Raw genomic sequence first — 17,122 nt, forward strand, 5'->3', positions numbered from 1 at the left:
CGATCGATGAGAAGAAAGGATCAAAAAAAAGCAGCTCGGTGAGCTGCTTTTGTTGTGCGACCCCAAAAAGGGGCGCGTCGATCAGTGACCGCGCTTGCGCAGCCGCTGGATCGCGGCAAGCTGTGCCACCGCCTCCATGAGTTCGGCCTGAGCCTTGGCGTAATCCAGACGCGCAGTCTGGTTGGCCATTGCCTCCTCCGCCCTCTTCTTGGCTTCCAGCGCTTTCGCTTCGTCCAGATCGTGACCACGAATCGCCGTATCAGCGAGCACCGTCACCAGACCCGGCTGAACCTCGAGCAGACCCCCGGCAACGAAAACAAGCTCTTCTTCTGCCTGATTCGGAACCTTGACCCGCACCGCACCCGGTTTGATCCGGGTCATCAGCGGCATGTGGCCGGGCAGAATGCCGAGTTCACCCGCCTCGCCAGGCAGCGCGACGAATTCGGCCAGCCCGGAGAAGATCTGCTCTTCCGCGCTGACGATGTCGACATGAACCGTCATAGCCATAGTGTTTCCTTTTCAAATCTGCGCGACACCGAGGTGCCGCGCAGTCGGGCGAATTACTGCAGCTTCTTGGCCTTCTCGATGGCCTCGTCGATGTTGCCGACCATGTAGAAAGCCTGTTCAGGCAGGCTGTCCAGCTCACCGCTGACGATCATCTTGAAGCCACGGATCGTCTCTTGCAGCGTGACATACTTGCCCGGCGAACCGGTGAACACTTCCGCAACGTGGAAGGGCTGCGACAGGAAGCGCTGGATCTTGCGCGCACGGGCTACCGAAAGCTTGTCTTCCGGCGACAGCTCGTCCATACCCAGAATCGCGATGATGTCGCGCAGTTCCTTGTACTTCTGCAGCGTCATCTGAACCTGGCGCGCCACGTTGTAGTGCTCTTCACCCACGACCAGCGGATCGAGCTGGCGGCTGGTGGAGTCCAGCGGATCGACGGCCGGGTAGATACCCAGCGCGGCGATGTCACGCGACAGCACGACGGTGGAGTCGAGGTGCAGGAAGGTGGTGGCAGGCGACGGGTCGGTCAAGTCGTCCGCAGGCACATACACGGCCTGGATCGAGGTGATCGAGCCAACCTTGGTGGAGGTGATGCGCTCCTGCAGACGGCCCATTTCTTCGGCCAATGTCGGCTGGTAACCCACCGCGGAAGGCATACGACCCAGCAGCGCGGACACTTCGGTACCGGCCAGGGTGTAGCGGTAGATGTTATCCACGAAGAACAGGATGTCACGGCCTTCGTCACGGAAACGCTCGGCCATGGTCAGACCGGTCAGCGCCACGCGCAGACGGTTGCCCGGGGGTTCGTTCATCTGACCGAACACCATCGCAACCTTGTCCAGAACGTTGGAGTCCTTCATCTCGTGGTAGAAGTCGTTACCCTCACGAGTACGCTCACCCACGCCAGCGAACACCGAGAGACCCGAGTGCTGCTTCGCGATGTTGTTGATCAGCTCCATCATGTTCACGGTCTTGCCGACGCCGGCGCCACCGAACAGACCCACCTTGCCGCCCTTGGCGAACGGGCAGATCAGGTCGATAACCTTGATGCCGGTTTCGAGCAGTTCCACGGACGGGGACAGCTCGTCGAACTTCGGCGCCTTCTGGTGAATGGCGCGCAGCTCGTCGGTTTCGATCGGGCCGGCTTCGTCGATCGGGCGACCCAGCACGTCCATGATGCGACCCAGCGTGCCGTGGCCGACCGGGACCGAGATCGGCTTGCCGGTGCTCGAAACCTTCATGCCACGGCGCAGGCCGTCGGAAGAACCCAGCGCGATGGTACGCACCACGCCGTCGCCGAGCTGCTGCTGGACCTCGAAGGTCAGGCCAGCTTCGGCGAAGGAGTCGGCAGCGTCCTCGAGCTTCAGGGCGTCATACACCTTGGGCATCGCTTCACGCGGGAACTGGATGTCCACCACCGCGCCGATGCACTGAACGATCGTACCTTGACTCATCGTCATATCCTTAAATCAATAATCCGTTACACCGCGGCGGCGCCGCCGACGATTTCCGACAGCTCCTTCGTGATCGCGGCCTGGCGGGTCTTGTTGTAGACCAGCTGCAGTTCGCCAATCACGTTCTTGGCATTGTCGGAAGCGGCCTTCATTGCCACCATGCGCGCGCTCTGTTCGGATGCCATGTTCTCGGCCACGGCCTGGTAGACCAGCGCCTCGACGTAGCGGACCAGCAGCTCGTCGATGACGACCTGCGGATCCGGCTCGTAGAGGTAATCCCACGAGCTGTCCGGCGTGCCCAGCTTCTCGCCGGTGAGCGGCAGCAGCTGCTCGAGCACCGGTTCCTGCTTCATGGTGTTCACGAAGCGGGTATAGGCCAGGTAAACCGCGTCGAGCTCGTCGTTCTGGAACGCGTCGAGCATGACCTTGACCGGACCGATCAGCTTTTCCAGGTGCGGCGTGTCACCCAGCTGGGTAACGTTCGACACCACCTTGGCGCCCATGCGCTGCATGAAGCCCAGACCCTTGTTGCCGATGGCGCAGGCACGGATCTCGGTCACGCCCGAGGACTCCCAGTCCTTCATCGCGTTGAGCGCGATACGCTGGACGTTGGTGTTGAGGCCACCGCACAAACCCTTGTCGGTGGTCACCAGGATCAGCCCCACCCGCTTGACCTGGTCCTTGCGGACCAGGAACGGGTGCTTGTAGTCGGTCACATTGGCCTGGGACAGGTTCGCGGCGAGTCGGCGGATCTTCTCGGCAAAGGGGCGGGCGGCACGCATCCGGTCCTGCGCCTTGCGCATCTTGGATGCAGCCACCATCTCCATGGCCTTCGTGATCTTGCGCGTGTTTTGCACGCTCTTGATCTTGGTACGGATTTCCTTACCGCTAGCCATATTCCGTCTCCCTCGCCGGCCTTAAGCCCAGCTCTTCTTGAACTCGGCGATCGCGGCAGCCAGGGTCTTTTCGCCGTCGGCGTCCAGTTCCTTCTTGCTCAGGATCGAGGAGACCAGATCGGCCTGCTTGGTCTTGACGAATTGCAGCAGCGCGGCTTCGAAGGCCAGCACGCGACCCACGTCGACGTCGTCGAAGTAGCCGTTGTTCACCGCGTACAGCACGATGGCCATGTCGGCGATCGACATCGGCGAGTACTGAGCCTGCTTCATCAGTTCGGTAACGCGGCGGCCACGCTCGAGCTGCTTGCGGGTCGCATCGTCCAGGTCAGAAGCGAACTGGGCGAACGCAGCGAGTTCGCGGTACTGCGCGAGGTCGGTACGGATACCGCCGGACAGCTTCTTGACGACCTTGGTCTGCGCAGCACCACCGACGCGGGACACCGAGATACCGGCGTTGATCGCGGGACGGATACCGGCGTTGAAGAGGTCGGTTTCCAGGAAGATCTGGCCGTCGGTAATCGAGATCACGTTGGTCGGAACGAACGCGGACACGTCGCCGGCCTGGGTCTCGATGACCGGCAGTGCGGTCAGCGAACCGGTCTTGCCCTTGACTTCGCCGTTGGTGAACTTCTCGACGTAATCGGCGTTCACGCGCGCGGCGCGCTCGAGCAGACGGGAGTGCAGGTAGAACACGTCGCCCGGGTAGGCTTCACGGCCCGGCGGACGGCGCAGCAGCAGCGAAACCTGGCGATAGGCCCAGGCCTGCTTGGTCAGATCGTCATAAACGATCAGGGCGTCCATGCCGCGGTCGCGGAAGTACTCGCCCATCGTGCAGCCGGCATAGGCGGCCAGGTACTGCATGGCGGCGGATTCCGACGCGGTCGCGGCGACGACGATGGTGTATTCCATCGCGCCGTTCTCTTCCAGCTTGCGCACGACGTTGGCAACGGTCGAGGCCTTCTGGCCGATGGCCACGTACACGCAGTACATGTCCTGGCCCTTCTGGTTGATGATCGCGTCGACCGCGACGGCAGTCTTGCCGGTCTGGCGGTCGCCGATGATCAGCTCGCGCTGGCCACGGCCGATCGGCACCATCGAGTCGACCGACTTCAGGCCGGTCTGCACCGGCTGCGAAACGGACTGGCGGGCGATGACACCCGGCGCGACCTTCTCGATCTTGTCAGTGAGCTTGGCGTTGATCGGGCCCTTGCCGTCGATCGGCTGACCCAGCGCGTTCACGACGCGACCGATCAGCTCGGGGCCGACGGGCACTTCGAGAATGCGGCCGGTGGCCTTGACGGTGTCGCCTTCGGTGATGTGCTCGTACTCGCCGAGCACCACGGCGCCGACGGAATCACGCTCGAGGTTGAGCGCCATGCCGAAGGTGTTGCCGGGGAATTCCAGCATTTCGCCCTGCATCACGTCGGTGAGGCCGTGGATGCGGGTGATGCCGTCGGTGACGGAAACCACCGTGCCCTCGTTACGCGACGTGGCGGCGAGCTGCAGGTTCTGGATCCGGCTCTTAATCAGATCACTGATTTCAGAGGGGTTGAGTTGCATAGCTTTTATGCTCCTAGTTCTTTAGCGCAGCGGCCATGTTCGCGAGCTTGCCGCGGACCGAGGCGTCGATGACTTCGTCGCCGACGGCGATGCGAACCCCGCCGATGAGGGCAGGGTCGATGTGGACCTGGACATTCAGTTTGGCCTTGAAGCGCGCTTCGAGGTCAGCCTTCAGTGAGGTCAGCGTTGCATCGTCGAGGGGGAAGGCAGAGGCGATATCCGCCTCGAGGACACCTTCGTGTTCGTTCTTCAGTGCAACGAACAGGTCACGGATCTCGGGAAGCACCTGCAGGCGTTCGTTATCCACGAGGACACGGACGAAATTCTGCTGTTCTGCGGACAGGGTCCCGGCCACATCCAGCACCAGCTGCATGAGCTGGCCGGCGGTGAGCTTGGGATCGGAAATGCAGGCCCGCATGGTGGAATCGGCCGCCACGACGGCGAGCCGATCCAGTGCTTCCGACCAAGGCCCCAGCGCACCTGCCCCGCGAGCCAGCTCGAAGGCGGCATCCGCATAGGGGCGCGCGATGGTGACGTTCTCGGCCATGACTTATTGCAGTTCCTGTTTCAGGTTGGCAAGCAGTTCGCCGTGCACCTGGGCGTTGATTTCGCGGCGCAGGATCTTCTCGGCGCCGGCAACGGCCAGATTCGCGACCTGGTCGCGCAGGGCTTCCTTGGCGCGCTGGGCAGCCACACCGGCTTCCGCCTCGGCGGCTTCACGGGCGGCCGCAATGATGCGGGCGGCTTCGGCACGGGCCTCGTCGACAAGCTGGCTCGCCTGCTTTTCAGCGGAGGCACGCACATCACCCGCAGATTCGCGGGCCTTGCGCAGTTCCTCGACGACCTTCTTCTCGGCGAGTGCCAGATCGGCCTTGGCCTTGTCCGCAGCTGCCAGCCCGTCGGCGATTTTGTTCGCACGCTCGTCCAGTGCCTTCACGATGGGCGGCCACACGAATTTCATCGTGAACCACGCCAGAATGAAGAACACAACGAGCTGGGCTATCAGGGTTGCGTTCAAATTCACGGTTCTTGGCCCTCAGGTTGGTTCAAAAAAGGATGAACTCGAACCGATCAGAGCTGGAACGGGTTGGCGAAGGCGAACATCATGGCGATACCGACACCGATCAGGAACGCGGCGTCGATCAGACCGGCCAGCAGGAACATCTTGGTCTGCAGCGCGTTCATCAGTTCAGGCTGACGGGCGGAAGCTTCGAGGTACTTGGAACCCATGATGCCGATACCGATACAAGCGCCGACGGCACCCAGACCGATGATCAGACCAGCAGCCAGAGCAACAAAACCCAGAACGTTTTCCATGACAACTCCTTAGTGGGGAAGGTGAGTTTAAAAACCAGTTACTGCTTTGAAGGTGAAACCGAAACTTAGTGGCTCTCGTGCGCCTGACCGACGTACACCAGTGTCAGCATCATGAAGATGAAGGCCTGCAGGGTGATGATCAGGATATGGAAGATCGCCCAGACGGTGCCTGCAACAACATGACCGACGAAGCCGAACACGGTGGCGGTGCCGCCGAGCAGGGCGATCAGGATGAACACGAGCTCACCTGCGTACATGTTGCCGAACAGTCGCATGCCGTGCGAAACGGTCTTGGCGACGAACTCGATGATCTGCATCGCGAAGTTCACCGGGTACAGCAGCGGGTGATTGCCGAACGGCGCGGTGAAGAGTTCATGCACCCAGCCACTCAAGCCCTTGATCTTGATGTTGTAGTACAGGCAGAGCAGCAGCACGCCGATGGACAGGCCCAGCGCGGCAGACAGGTCGGCAGTCGCGACGACACGCATGTAGGCATGCGCCGGATCGCCGCCGCCTGCAGCATAGACGCCCTCCCAGATGCGCGGCAGCAGATCGACCGGCAGGAGGTCCATCGCGTTCATCAGGAAGATCCAGACGAACACGGTAAGTGCGAGCGGAGCGACGAACTTGCGCGACTCCGGGCTATGGACGATGCCCTTGGCCTGGTCCGATACCATTTCGACGAGCATCTCGACGAAGCCCTGGAATCGACCTGGCACACCCGAGGTGGCCCTGCGTGCGGCAAGCCAGAGCAGGAAGACTGTCAGCAGGCCGATCGAGATCGAATAGAACATCGAATCGAGGTTGATCACACTCCAGTCCACGATGTTCTCTTGCGCGTGACCGGTGTTGTTGAGGTGCGTCAGGTGATGAACGACGTACTCGGATGCGGTGGGGGCGTGCCCTTCTGTAGCCATGGTCAGGTCTTTACCAAAAATGCAAACAAATTCGCCTTAAGCGCCAGGATGAGACCGATCAGCATGCCCCCCCAGTGGAGGTCAGGATAAAGGGCCCACACCAGCACCAACAGTCCCACAATCGAGGCGATCTTGATGAACTCGCCTGCGACAAAAGCGGCCACGCTCGCTGTGCCGGTTCGTCGCGCCATCGCCGACAAGCGGATGGCAAACAACCAATTCGGCAACACACATGCCAACCCTGCACCTGCGGCAGAGATCGCTCCGGGGACACCAAACAGTGCTGCTGCAAGCAGCACTGCGATGAATGTAGCGACCACCTGCAGTATGACAGCTTTAAGCATTGGGTTTAACGGGCATGCGTGTCGAGACGCTGGCGACCGCCTAAAATCCCGCGGATGGTAGGGGTTAACCGCAGCAAAGTCAAACCTTGGTTGCATCGCAGCATGGATCTTTGCAAAAGTCCCCTATCTTATAGAAGATGTAACATCTACAGGTCTGAAAATGGACGCTCGAAGAGCTTTTCCGTTGCCCCCACCGCGGACGAATGGCGCCCGATGATCGAAACCCGCAAGGCGCGCCGGCGCGAAATCTTCGGCTGGTGCATGTTCGATTTCGCGAACCAGGCTTACACGCTGTTGATCATCACGGTGATCTTCGGCGATCTGTACACGCGCCTCATCGTTGGCGACGCACCGGACTACCGCCTGGGAAATCTGCTCTGGAGCCTCGCCCTGTGCCTGAGCTACCTGCTGGTGGTCATCAGTGCTCCACTGCTGGGCGCCATCATGGATCAGGCGCGCGCCAAAAAGCGCATGCTGTTCGCGAGTTACGCGATCACGGTCGCGAGCACGGCACTGCTCTACTGCGTTGCACCCGGCCAGATCTGGCTGGGGTTCGCGTTGATCGTGATATCGAACACCGCCTACTCGGCGGGCGAATCCTTCATCGCGAGCTTCCTGCCCTTTCTCGGCGAGCGTCACGAGCTCGGGCGCATATCGGGTCTGGGCTGGGCGCTCGGCTATGCGGGCGGCCTGGTTTCGGCGGGCTTCGTGCTGGTATTTCTGGGTGAGGCGAGCGCGGAAAATTTCGAGCGCATGCGCTGGGTCGGCCCCTTTGCCGCGGCTTTCTTCCTGGTTGCGGCGATTCCGACCTTCGTCTGGTTGCGCGAACCCGCGATCGGCGAGCGTCATGATCTGAGGCTGGCGGTGACGCGAACCGCTTACCTACGACTGGTTCAGACGGTGCGCTCGGTGGCCGATCTTCCGGATCTCGCCTGGCTGTTCCTGTCGATCCTGTTCGCGATGGCCGGCGTCTATGTGATCGTCGCCTTTTCGTTCATCTACGGCGCGCAGGTGATCGGCTGGACCGAGTCGACGCGCAACCTGATGTTCATCGTCGTGCAGATCACCGCCCTGCTCGGTGCGGTGCTGTTCGGCGCGCTGCACAGCCGGCTCGGCGGACGCCTGACCTACGCCCTGACCCTGCTGTTGTGGATTGCAGCGATCCTGGCGATCTACTTCGTCGAGTCGATGACGTCGGGATTGAACGCCTGGCTGGGCCTGGCCCTGCGCGCGGAGCAGGTCTTCCTCTTCTCCGGGCTGTTGTCCGGGCTGAGCCTGGGCTCGAGCCAGTCGGTCGGGCGGGCGCTGGTGGGGATGTTCGCCCCCGAGAGCCGTGCCGCCGAGCTGTTCGGTTTCTGGGGCCTGTTCAGCAAGCTGGCGGCAATCTTCGGGATCTTCGGCGTGGGCTTGCTGCAGTGGCTGTTCGGGCTGCAGGGGGCCGTGCTGTTCTGCATCCTGCTGTTCGCGGTCGCGTTGTTGCCACTGGCCGCGATCGACGAGGCGCGCGGGGTGGAGACAGCCCGGGCCGCCGACGAGGGCGCGCGCGCAGGCGGCGTCTAGCGCAGGCGGCCGAGCACGCCGTCCAATTGGTCGAGGCTGCCGAAGCGGATCGTGAGCTCGCCGGCGCCCTTCTTGTTGGCCTTGATCTTCACCGTGGCGCCAATCGCGTCCGCAATCTCCTCCTCGAGCCGCAGCAGGTCGCGGTCGGGCTGGGCCACCGGCTTCTTCTGGCGCGGATTGAGGATCTGCTGCACCAGGCGCTCGGTGTCGCGCACCGACAACTGCCGGGCGGCGACCTGGTTGGCGAGCTGGATCTGGCTGGCGCCATCGAGTGGCAGCAGCGCGCGCGCATGGCCCATGTCGATGTCGCCCGCCATCAGCAACTCCTGCACCGGTCGGGCGAGGTTGAGCAGGCGCAGCAGGTTCGACGCCGCCGGGCGCGAGCGGCCGACCGCGTCGGCGGCCTGCTGGTGGGTCATGGCGAATTCGTCGATCAGGCGCTGGATGCCACCGGCTTCCTCGAGCGGATTGAGGTCCTCGCGCTGGATGTTCTCGATCAGCGACATCGCCAGCGCGGCCTCGTCGGGAATCTCGCGCACCAGGCAGGGCACCTCGGACAGCCCGGCGATCTGCGACGCACGCCAGCGCCGCTCGCCGGCGATGATCTCCCAGGTGTCCTCGCCCACCGGGCGCACCATGATCGGCTGCATGATGCCCTGCGCCTTGATCGAGGCGGCGAGCTCTTCCAGCGAGCCCGGGTCCATGCGCGTGCGCGGCTGGTACTTGCCGGGCTGCAGCGCGATCGTGGGCAGCGACTGCAGCTCGCCCTTGTCGGTCTCTTCTTCCTGGTTGGCCGCGAGCAGCGCATCGAGTCCGCGGCCGAGGCCCTTGAGTCTGGGTTTGTTCATGTCGGCTCCGGAATTCAGAATGTCTTCGCGCGTTCGATCATCTCGTGCGCGAAGGCCATGTAAGCCTGGGCGCCCTTGGCGGACTTGTCGAACACCACGCCCGGCATGCCGTGGCTGGGCGCCTCGGCCAGGCGTACGTTGCGCGGCACGATGGCGCGGAACACCTTGTCGCCGAAGTGACCTTCGAGCTGGTTCGACACCTGCTGCTGCAGAGTCACGCGCGGGTCGAACATCACCCGCAGCAGGCCGATGATCTTGAGATCGCGGTTGAGATTGGCGTGCACCTTCTTGATCGTGTTGACCAGGTCGGAAAGGCCCTCGAGCGCGTAGTACTCGCACTGCATCGGGATGATCACGCCGGTGGCGCAACACAGGCCGTTGAGGGTGAGCATCGACAGCGAGGGCGGGCAATCGATGAGGACGAAATCGTAATCGTCGTTGAACGCGGCGAGCGCATTGCGCAGGCGCTTCTCGCGCTGGTCGAGGTTCACCAGCTCGACCTCCGCGCCGGCGAGGTCACGGTTGGCGGGCAGCACGTCGTAGCCGCCGGTAGGCGAGGCCACCCGCACGCCGGCCAGATCGACCAGGCCGACGAGCAGGTGATACACCGAGCTCTTCAGGCCGCGCTTGTCGATGCCGCTGCCCATGGTGGCGTTGCCCTGCGGGTCGAGGTCGATCAGCAGCACGCGCTGCCCGGCCTGGTGCAGGGCGGCAGCGAGGTTGACGCAGGTGGTGGTCTTGCCCACCCCGCCCTTCTGGTTGGCGACGCAGAAAATCTTGGCCATTTGGATTCAGGCTGTTCCGTTTACAGGGGTCACGCGCACGGCGCACGTCCCGGAGTGTACTTCAATGCGGCAGCGCAACAGGCGGGGCAGGGCCAGCCGCCTGTCGCCACCGCAGGCGCTTCATCGCCGTGGGAGCGGGCTCGCCCGCGAATACGGCGCTCGATCTTGCGACATTCGCGGGCGAGCCCGCTCCCACAGACAGTTGCTCTCACAGCATTCCACTAACATCCCGTGCGGCGGATGAAGAGTAGATGACGCTCGGCATCCAGCCCCGGGACGCGCAGCGCATGGGTTTCGGTGACGGCCCAGCCCGCCGGCAGCGCGGCGATCTCGTCCACTGGATTGACGCCCTTCATCGCATACAGCGCGCCGCCCTCGGCGACGAGGTGGCCGGACAGCGCGACGAAATCCCCCAGGCTGGAGAAGGCCCGCGAGATCACACCCCCCGGCGCGCCGCCGGGCAGCGCCTCGGCCTGCACCTGCTCGACGCGTTTGTTCAGCACGCTGAAATTGCCCAGCCCGAGCTCGATCTTCGCCTGCTGCTGGAAGCTCGCCTTCTTGCCCACGGTCTCGATCGAACTCACCACCAGCCCCGGGCGCACGATCGCCAGCACCACACCCGGCAGGCCGCCGCCGGAACCGATGTCGGCGAGCCGATCGACCGCCGCCAGATGCGGCAGCACCGCCAGCGAATCGAGCAGGTGGTGGGTGATCAGCTCCTGCGGGTTGCGGATCGCGGTGAGGTTGTAGACCTTGTTCCACTTCAGCAGCAGTTCGCCGAAGGCGAGCAGGCGGTCGCACGTTTCCTGCGGCAGGGCGAGGCCGAGCGCGGCGATGCCGTCGGCGAACTGGGTGGCGTAAGGCTGCAGGCGTCCGCTCATGGCGCCGGCCTCCGCACCGCATCCCCGGCCTCAGCAGGCTCGGCCGAACGCCCGGCGCGCGCCGCCAGGTCGCGGCGCTTGAGCCACACCAGCAGCAGCGAGATCGCCGCTGGCGTCACGCCCTGGATGCGGCCGGCCTGGCCGATGGTCTCGGGCTTGTGCTGGTTGAGTTTCTGCTGCACTTCTTTCGACAACCCGCGCACCTGCGCATAGTCGAGCTCGACCGGCAGCCGGGTGGCCTCGGCCTGCGTCTGTCTGCTCACCTCGTCCTGCTGGCGGTCGATGTAGCCCTGGTACTTGGCGGCGATCTCGATCTGCTCGATGACCTGCGGGTCGGTCTCGCGCTCGATTGGCGCGCCGGGCAGGCTCATCAGCGAGTCGTAAGTGGTCTCCGGCCGGCGCAGCAGCTCGAAGTAGCACTGCTCGCGCTCGAGCGCCTTGCCGAGCACGCGCTGCTGATCGTCCGCGGGAATCGCCTCCGGTCGCGCCCACGCGGCCTTCAATTGCGCCGTGCCACGCTCGATCGCCTCGCGCTTGGCGCAGAAGGCTTCCCAGCGCACGTCATCGACCAGGCCGAGCTCGCGCCCCTTGTCGGTCAGGCGCAGGTCGGCGTTGTCCTCGCGGAGCGACAGGCGATACTCGGCACGCGAGGTGAACATGCGGTAAGGCTCGGACACGCCACGCGTGATCAGGTCGTCCACCAGCACGCCCAGATAAGCCTCGTCGCGGCGCGGGCACCAGGGCTCGCGCTCCTGCACCTGCAGCGCGGCGTTGGCGCCGGCAAGCAGCCCTTGCGCGGCGGCTTCCTCGTAACCGGTGGTGCCGTTGATCTGACCGGCGAAGAACAGCCCGCCGATCGACTTGGTCTCCAGGCTGGACTTGAGGTTGCGCGGGTCGAAGTAGTCGTACTCGATCGCGTAGCCCGGGCGCAGGATGTGGGCGTTCTCCAGCCCGCGGATGCTGCGCACGATCTGCAACTGCACGTCGAAGGGCAGCGAGGTTGAGATGCCGTTGGGGTAGATCTCGTGCGTCTCCAGGCCCTCGGGCTCGAGGAAGATGTTGTGGCTGTCCTTGTCGGCGAAGCGGTGGATCTTGTCCTCGATCGACGGGCAGTAGCGCGGCCCCACGCCCTCGATCACGCCGGAATACATCGGCGAGCGGTCGAGGTTGGCGCGGATGATGTCGTGCGTGCGCGCGTTGGTGTGTGTCATCCAGCACGGCAGCTGGCGCGGGTGCTGGGCCGCATTGCCGAGGAAGCTGAACACCGGCACCGGGTCGTCACCCGGCTGCTCGGTCATCACCGAGAAGTCGATCGTGCGCGCGTCCAGCCGCGGCGGCGTGCCGGTCTTGAGCCGGCCCTGCGGCAACGCGAGTTCCTTTAGGCGCTGGCCGAGCGAGATCGCTGGCGGGTCGCCCGCGCGTCCCGCGGAGTAATTCTGCATCCCCACATGCACCAGGCCGTTGAGAAAGGTGCCCGCGGTCAGCACCACCGTCGGTGCCTCGAAGCGCAGGCCGATCTGGGTGACCACGCCGGTGACGCGGTCGCCGACCACGGTGAGGTCGTCGACTGCCTGCTGGAACAACCAAAGGTTCGGCTGATTCTCCAACCGGCGACGGATCGCCGCCTTGTACAGCACGCGGTCGGCCTGGGCGCGGGTGGCGCGCACCGCCGGACCCTTGGAGGCGTTGAGGATGCGGAACTGGATGCCGCCCTCGTCGGTGGCCGCCGCCATCGCGCCGCCGAGCGCATCGACCTCCTTGACCAGGTGGCCCTTGCCGATGCCGCCGATAGACGGGTTGCAGCTCATCGCGCCCAGGGTCTCGATGTTGTGGGTGAGCAGCAGCGTGGCCGCGCCCATGCGCGCCGCGGCGAGCGCGGCCTCGGTCCCGGCGTGACCGCCGCCGACCACGATGACATCGAAACGGGTGGGGTAGAGCATGGTGCGCTCCGTGCTGCAATGCGTGAACAAGGGGGGCGATTCTACGCCTTCAGCGCCCGAGCGGCCAGGTTCCGCGCTGATGTTCCACGGAATTTTTCAATTCAAACATCGGCTTATTGTTCAAGCTTGCGAGCACTCCCGCCCTCACCACCGCGCCCGCCGAAGCGCCACCACGGCAGCACCCGGCTCATCGACAGCACCTCGCCGCTCTGCATCGGCGCATAGCCCGGGAGTTGCGCCAGACGTTGTTGCCATTGGGCGGTCCGCAGCACGGCGAGCAGGGCGCGGGTGGCGGGCTGCTCGAGGGTGGACTTGAGACAGGCGAGGAAATAGGCCTCCTCCACCAACGGCACGAAGTCCAGCCCGCGGCTGCGCGCGCTCGCCTCGATGCCGAAGCCGGCGTCGGCCTGGCCGGTGGCCACCGCCTGCGCAACCGCCGCGTGAGAAGGCTCGTCGGCGGCATAGCCGGGGATGGCAGATGGCGCGACGCCGAGCTCGCCGAGCAACTCATCGAGCACCACCCGGGTGCCGGTGCCGCGCGCCCGATTGACGAAGCGCACCCCGGGCCGCGCGAGATCGAACAGGCCGCGCAGGCGAAGCGGGTTGCCGCGCGCGACGATCAGGCCCTGGCTGCGACGGGCGAAGCCGATCAGCTTGTGCAGGCCGGGACGCAGCAGCGGCTTGTAACTGCGCTGTGAGTGTGACGACGACAGCCGCGATCCGGGCACCGCCGGCAGGCGCACATGGAAGCCCGCCAGCGTGCACCGCCCCTCGTTGAGCGCGCGGATCGCATCCACGCTGCCGGTGAAGCGCACGTCGAGGTGCAAGCCACCGGCGCGCGCCTCGTCGCCGAGCGCGGCGAGTGCCTCGTCGTGGCTGGCGTGGAAGGACAGCACATGCACCGCGTCGTCGAAGGCGATCGCGAACGCGCGCTCGAGGTCGGCACGCAGCGCCTCGATCTGCGGCAGCAGGCGCGCCTGCACCTGACGCTCGGCGAGCAGCAGCTTGGCGCCAAACTCGGACAGCCGCGCCGCCTGGCCCTTCTCCCACAGGATCAACGGCTGACCGAGCTCGCCCTCCCAGCGCTTGAGCTCGCCCCACACATGGCGGTACGACAAGCCCAGCACACGCGCCGCAGCCGAGATCGAGCCCTGCGCGCTGACCGCCTGCAGCAGATCGAGCAGCGGATTGCGGATCAGCGCCGACGCGGCGGCGGTGCCCAGGGCGTAGTGGAGGCTGATCCTATGCATTTCTTTTCATATTGATCGGGTCGGGCAGGGTCAATAGATTGCGCCAATCCGACCGCAGGCGGCAATCGTCACGCCCGGCGCAATGGATTCGCGCATCGCGCAGGACGAACACCCAGCCCCCGGATGCCATCGAGCCAGGCCCCGGGGCTGCTGGCGCGGTCCTTCACCCGGCTTTGCACCACACCCAAGAACCGAGGAGACACCCCAAATGTTGCCCCTGATCCAGACGCTTGCCCGCAAGCACCTCGCCGGCCTTGCCACGGCCACCCTGCTCGCGGTGCTGCCGCTAGCGGCCCAGGCGCAAGCCCCCTCGATCGTCGTCGCATCGACGACCTCCACCGAGCAGTCCGGCCTCTTCGGCATGATCCTGCCGCAGTTCAGGCAGGCGACCGGCATCGACGTGAAGGTGGTCGCGCTCGGCACCGGCCAGGCGCTCGACGTCGGCCGCCGTGGCGATGCCGACGTCGTCTTCGTGCACGACGCTGCGGCCGAACAGAAATTCGTCGACGAAGGCCACGGCATCGAGCACCGCAAGGTCATGTACAACGACTTCGTGCTGGTCGGCCCGAAGGACGACCCCGCTGGCACCCGCGGCAAGGACATCACCGTGGCGTTGAAGAAGCTCGCCACCGCCAACGCCAACTTCGTGTCGCGCGGCGACAAGAGCGGCACCCACGCCGCCGAGCTGCGCTACTGGACGGCCGCCGGCGTCGCCGACAAGGGCACCGGCTACAAGGAATGCGGCTGCGGCATGGGCCCGGCGCTGAACATGGCGGCATCTTCCGCTGCCTACGTCCTCGCCGACCGCGGCACCTGGCTCAGCTTCAAGAACCGCGCCGACCTGGCGGTGCTGGTCGAAGGCGACACGCGGCTGTTCAACCAGTACGGCGTGATGGTGGTGAACCCCGAGCGCCACCCGCATGTGAAGACCGTCGAAGCACGCAAATTCGTCGAATGGGTGGTGTCGCCCGCGGGGCAGGACGCGATCGCCGCATACAGGATCGAGGGCGAACAGCTCTTCTTCCCCAACGCGAGTCAGTAGGGCAGACAGCGCCCTTCAACACCCGATTCGCGGGCAAGCCCGCTCCCACTGAAGACTTGCCGGCGCCAACCATGATTTCCGAGGACAGAATCCGCGCAGGTGCATGCCCACGATCCAATGGCACGCATACGGTCAAGAACTCATCGAATCCACACAAGCGCAAGGCCGCGGGGCCGGTGTGACGGTCGCCAACTTCATGAGCGCCGAGGTGGAGGGCGTCGCGGGGGAAACAAGGCGACGCATGTCTGAGGCGCGCAGCGCCGAGTTTGCGTCGCCGCCCCCGCGGCGTCCTCCGTCGAGGGCAGCCCCGAGCGTACGCGAGGGGCCGCGAATGCAGGCGGCGACCGTCACCCCGGCCCCGCGGCCGAGTCGAAGCCGCGCACGCCCCAGATCCACGCCACCACACAACCGCACGAATTCGAAGCACGCGGACGCACCCGTTCCCGCACCACACTGAAACCGCTTCGCCCCCACCCCCAAACCCTCCGATGCCGCAGCAGGGCTAAGCCCCGCAAGCCGCCTCAGGTCGCAATACCGCCGGTGTCGAACACCTCAGCATGGATGCGCGCCGACTCCACACCCAACTCGTGCAGCGTCGCGATCTGCGCCTCCAGGAAGCCGACCGGGCCGCACAGGTAGTAATCGGCCCCCGGCGCCAGCACCTCGCCCGCGAGCGCGCGCAAGTCGACACGCCCCGACTGCACCGGCGGCGCCACGGGGCCTTCATCGTGGAACAGATGCATCTTCACCTGCGCATTGCGCTCCGCCACCTTCGCCAGATGCGCGCCGAAGGCGAACACCGCGGCATTACGGCACGCATGCACGAACTGGACCGGGCGTGACGGCGCCGCCGCCACCAGCCGATCGAGCATCGCCATCATCGGCGTGATACCGACGCCGCCGCTGATCAGCACCACCGGACCGTCGTGCGTCTCGTCCAGGTAGAACTCGCCGAAGGGCGGCGCCAGCTCCAGCATGTCGCCGACCTGATAGAAATCGTGCAGCCGATTCGACACCCGGCCCGCCGGCGAGGTGGCGCCCGCCGGCTCGCGTTTCACCGAGATGCGAAAGTGCATCGCCCCCGGCGCGATCGACAGCGTGTACTGGCGCAACTGCATCACGCCAAGTTCGGGCACGAACACGCGCGCGCAGGTGTACTGGCCGGCGTTGTAGCCGGGCAGCGGGCCACCGTCGCAGGGCACGAGGTGGAAGGACGTGATCTCCTCGCTCTCGCGCACCTTGTCGATGATGCGGAAGCTGCGCCAGCCGCTCCAGCCACCATCCGCGTTGCAGGCCTGGTTGTAGAGCTTGCTCTCGGCCTCGATGAACACGTCGGCGAGCGCACCATAGGCCACGCCCCAGGCGGCGACCAGCTCGTCGCTCGCGGCATCGCCCAGCACCTCGCGGATCGACGCCAGCAGGTGCTTGCCGACAATCGGATAGTGCTCGGCACGGATACCGACGCTGGCGTGCTTGTGGGCGATCATCGTGATCACCGGAGCGAGCACCGAAGGGTCGTCGATGTTCTCGGCATAGGCCAGCACCGCCATCGCCAGCGCCACCGGCTGCTTGCCGGTCTCGTTGTGCGACTGGTTGAAGATGTTCTTCAGCTCCGGGTTGTGGCGGAACAGGCGCTGGTAGAAATAGGTGGTCAGAGCCACGCCATGCTCCTTGAGCACAGGGATCGTGGCCTTGACGAGTTCGCGAACGCGGGCGTCCATGGTGTCTCCTCGGTGGGTCCGCACGCGGCGGACTTCGTGTCGGTTTAGCTCAAGCGCGGCGTAAGCGCCACGCAGCCCGAGAATCTTGGACGCCCACACC

17 protein-coding genes are annotated in these 17,122 nt (G+C 65.1%); 2 read left to right on the forward strand and 15 right to left on the reverse strand.

All coding sequences use genetic code 11. The features are described 5' to 3' along the window. Window positions 1-81: 81 nt before the first annotated feature. The 9 genes from RBT54_RS10850 to RBT54_RS10890 form a co-directional block, all read right to left on the reverse strand. The gene (locus RBT54_RS10850) at window positions 82-507 is read right to left on the reverse strand and encodes a F0F1 ATP synthase subunit epsilon (RefSeq protein ID WP_320367046.1); all 426 of its coding nucleotides are present in this window, start codon (window positions 505-507) and stop codon (window positions 82-84) included. 53 nt (window positions 508-560) lie between these two features. Further along, entirely contained in the window at window positions 561-1,961 is a 1,401-nt protein-coding gene (gene atpD / locus RBT54_RS10855) for a F0F1 ATP synthase subunit beta (protein WP_320367048.1), read from the reverse strand. Window positions 1,962-1,987: 26 nt separating this feature from the next. Continuing rightward, window positions 1,988-2,857, reverse strand: coding sequence for a F0F1 ATP synthase subunit gamma (gene atpG / locus RBT54_RS10860; protein ID WP_094269682.1), 870 nt, complete (start codon window positions 2,855-2,857; stop codon window positions 1,988-1,990). A 21-nt stretch (window positions 2,858-2,878) separates the two neighbouring features. Then, window positions 2,879-4,417, reverse strand: coding sequence for a F0F1 ATP synthase subunit alpha (gene atpA / locus RBT54_RS10865; protein WP_094269683.1), 1,539 nt, complete (start codon window positions 4,415-4,417; stop codon window positions 2,879-2,881). Window positions 4,418-4,430: 13 nt separating this feature from the next. Next, window positions 4,431-4,964: a F0F1 ATP synthase subunit delta gene (locus RBT54_RS10870; protein WP_094269684.1), complete on the reverse strand. Its 534-nt coding sequence runs from the start codon at window positions 4,962-4,964 to the stop codon at window positions 4,431-4,433. Between the two features lie 3 nt (window positions 4,965-4,967). Continuing rightward, the gene (locus tag RBT54_RS10875) at window positions 4,968-5,441 is read right to left on the reverse strand and encodes a F0F1 ATP synthase subunit B (RefSeq protein ID WP_094269685.1); all 474 of its coding nucleotides are present in this window, start codon (window positions 5,439-5,441) and stop codon (window positions 4,968-4,970) included. A 47-nt stretch (window positions 5,442-5,488) separates the two neighbouring features. After that, entirely contained in the window at window positions 5,489-5,734 is a 246-nt protein-coding gene (gene atpE / locus RBT54_RS10880) for a F0F1 ATP synthase subunit C (protein ID WP_320367055.1), read from the reverse strand. A gap of 65 nt (window positions 5,735-5,799) precedes the next feature. Continuing rightward, entirely contained in the window at window positions 5,800-6,651 is an 852-nt protein-coding gene (gene atpB / locus RBT54_RS10885; RefSeq protein ID WP_320367057.1) for a F0F1 ATP synthase subunit A, read from the reverse strand. 2 nt (window positions 6,652-6,653) lie between these two features. After that, complete coding sequence (locus tag RBT54_RS10890; RefSeq protein WP_320367059.1) at window positions 6,654-6,995, reverse strand: ATP synthase subunit I; 342 nt, start codon at window positions 6,993-6,995, stop codon at window positions 6,654-6,656. Between the two features lie 213 nt (window positions 6,996-7,208). On the opposite strand from RBT54_RS10890, the gene RBT54_RS10895 reads away from it, so the two are divergent. Then, complete coding sequence (locus RBT54_RS10895) at window positions 7,209-8,555, forward strand: MFS transporter (protein ID WP_320367061.1); 1,347 nt, start codon at window positions 7,209-7,211, stop codon at window positions 8,553-8,555. Here the strand turns inward: RBT54_RS10895 and RBT54_RS10900 are convergent. The 5 genes from RBT54_RS10900 to RBT54_RS10920 form a co-directional block, all read right to left on the reverse strand. After that, window positions 8,552-9,403 carry a ParB/RepB/Spo0J family partition protein gene (locus tag RBT54_RS10900; RefSeq protein WP_320367063.1) on the reverse strand — a complete coding sequence of 284 codons (852 nt, stop codon included), beginning with the start codon at window positions 9,401-9,403 and terminating at the stop codon, window positions 8,552-8,554. The two genes, RBT54_RS10895 and RBT54_RS10900, sit on opposite strands and share 4 nt — an antisense overlap. Before the next feature lie 14 nt (window positions 9,404-9,417). Continuing rightward, window positions 9,418-10,188, reverse strand: a complete 771-nt coding sequence (locus RBT54_RS10905) for a ParA family protein (RefSeq protein ID WP_320367065.1) — start codon at window positions 10,186-10,188, stop codon at window positions 9,418-9,420. A gap of 221 nt (window positions 10,189-10,409) precedes the next feature. Next, window positions 10,410-11,069, reverse strand: a complete 660-nt coding sequence (rsmG, locus tag RBT54_RS10910) for a 16S rRNA (guanine(527)-N(7))-methyltransferase RsmG (protein ID WP_320367067.1) — start codon at window positions 11,067-11,069, stop codon at window positions 10,410-10,412. Continuing rightward, window positions 11,066-13,009: a tRNA uridine-5-carboxymethylaminomethyl(34) synthesis enzyme MnmG gene (gene mnmG, locus RBT54_RS10915; RefSeq protein WP_320367069.1), complete on the reverse strand. Its 1,944-nt coding sequence runs from the start codon at window positions 13,007-13,009 to the stop codon at window positions 11,066-11,068. Before mnmG ends, rsmG begins: the two co-directional genes overlap by 4 nt. 113 nt (window positions 13,010-13,122) lie before the next feature. Continuing rightward, window positions 13,123-14,259 (reverse strand): substrate-binding domain-containing protein, encoded by a 1,137-nt coding sequence (locus tag RBT54_RS10920; RefSeq protein ID WP_320367071.1) that lies wholly within the window; start codon window positions 14,257-14,259, stop codon window positions 13,123-13,125. A gap of 208 nt (window positions 14,260-14,467) precedes the next feature. On the opposite strand from RBT54_RS10920, the gene RBT54_RS10925 reads away from it, so the two are divergent. Then, on the forward strand, window positions 14,468-15,301 hold the full coding sequence (locus tag RBT54_RS10925; protein ID WP_320367073.1) for an extracellular solute-binding protein: 834 nt from the start codon (window positions 14,468-14,470) through the stop codon (window positions 15,299-15,301). 521 nt (window positions 15,302-15,822) lie between these two features. Here RBT54_RS10925 and hmpA read toward each other — a convergent pair. After that, the gene (gene hmpA, locus RBT54_RS10930; protein ID WP_320367075.1) at window positions 15,823-17,022 is read right to left on the reverse strand and encodes an NO-inducible flavohemoprotein; all 1,200 of its coding nucleotides are present in this window, start codon (window positions 17,020-17,022) and stop codon (window positions 15,823-15,825) included. Window positions 17,023-17,122: the final 100 nt, after the last annotated feature.

The organism is Thauera sp. (assembly GCF_034003485.1).
Taxonomy (GTDB): domain Bacteria; phylum Pseudomonadota; class Gammaproteobacteria; order Burkholderiales; family Rhodocyclaceae; genus Thauera.

Coding starts and splice junctions, on each gene's coding strand:
- RBT54_RS10920 (WP_320367071.1), bottom strand. CDS start 14,259: ATGCATAGGATCAGCCTCCACTACGCCCTGGGCACCGCCGCCGCGTCG.
- RBT54_RS10925 (WP_320367073.1), top strand. CDS start 14,468: ATGTTGCCCCTGATCCAGACGCTTGCCCGCAAGCACCTCGCCGGCCTT.
- atpD (WP_320367048.1), bottom strand. CDS start 1,961: ATGAGTCAAGGTACGATCGTTCAGTGCATCGGCGCGGTGGTGGACATC.
- atpB (WP_320367057.1), bottom strand. CDS start 6,651: ATGGCTACAGAAGGGCACGCCCCCACCGCATCCGAGTACGTCGTTCAT.
- RBT54_RS10905 (WP_320367065.1), bottom strand. CDS start 10,188: ATGGCCAAGATTTTCTGCGTCGCCAACCAGAAGGGCGGGGTGGGCAAG.
- atpA (WP_094269683.1), bottom strand. CDS start 4,417: ATGCAACTCAACCCCTCTGAAATCAGTGATCTGATTAAGAGCCGGATC.
- RBT54_RS10850 (WP_320367046.1), bottom strand. CDS start 507: ATGGCTATGACGGTTCATGTCGACATCGTCAGCGCGGAAGAGCAGATC.
- RBT54_RS10895 (WP_320367061.1), top strand. CDS start 7,209: ATGATCGAAACCCGCAAGGCGCGCCGGCGCGAAATCTTCGGCTGGTGC.
- rsmG (WP_320367067.1), bottom strand. CDS start 11,069: ATGAGCGGACGCCTGCAGCCTTACGCCACCCAGTTCGCCGACGGCATC.
- atpG (WP_094269682.1), bottom strand. CDS start 2,857: ATGGCTAGCGGTAAGGAAATCCGTACCAAGATCAAGAGCGTGCAAAAC.
- atpE (WP_320367055.1), bottom strand. CDS start 5,734: ATGGAAAACGTTCTGGGTTTTGTTGCTCTGGCTGCTGGTCTGATCATC.
- mnmG (WP_320367069.1), bottom strand. CDS start 13,009: ATGCTCTACCCCACCCGTTTCGATGTCATCGTGGTCGGCGGCGGTCAC.
- RBT54_RS10870 (WP_094269684.1), bottom strand. CDS start 4,964: ATGGCCGAGAACGTCACCATCGCGCGCCCCTATGCGGATGCCGCCTTC.
- hmpA (WP_320367075.1), bottom strand. CDS start 17,022: ATGGACGCCCGCGTTCGCGAACTCGTCAAGGCCACGATCCCTGTGCTC.
- RBT54_RS10900 (WP_320367063.1), bottom strand. CDS start 9,403: ATGAACAAACCCAGACTCAAGGGCCTCGGCCGCGGACTCGATGCGCTG.
- RBT54_RS10890 (WP_320367059.1), bottom strand. CDS start 6,995: ATGCTTAAAGCTGTCATACTGCAGGTGGTCGCTACATTCATCGCAGTG.